This is a genomic window from Pseudomonas sp. HY7a-MNA-CIBAN-0227 (genome assembly GCF_040310325.1).
GTDB lineage: Bacteria > Pseudomonadota > Gammaproteobacteria > Pseudomonadales > Pseudomonadaceae > Aquipseudomonas.
The window spans coordinates 1-281 of sequence record NZ_JBEOPT010000086.1; the positions used below are offsets into that span (position 1 = coordinate 1).

Genomic DNA, 281 nt, shown 5'->3' on the forward strand with positions numbered 1-281 from the left:
TCCTGATACTCCTCGGCGCGCTGTACCTGGTAGTCGACTGCAACGATATGGCCCCGGTCATAGCGCAGCAGCAACCCCCGCCCGACGCCGTTATCCAGCCGTTGAATCCGTCCTGAATGGTCGCGGGAAATACGCAGGCGGTTGTCGTACGCGTCGCTGATCGACGTCAGCACACCATCGCGGAAGTGATAAAAATGGGACGCCTGAGCCAGCACCAGTTCATCCGGCACTGAGCCTAGATAAATCGCCGCCTCCGCCAGGCTATTGCTGATCGCCGGCCG

At 60.9% G+C, this 281-nt stretch carries 1 protein-coding gene; it reads right to left on the reverse strand.

Features of this window, described 5'->3' with window-relative positions; all coding sequences use genetic code 11:
• A partial coding sequence (locus AAEZ06_RS27085) for a hypothetical protein (RefSeq protein WP_350617162.1) occupies positions 1 to 281 on the reverse strand: 281 nt, incomplete at both ends.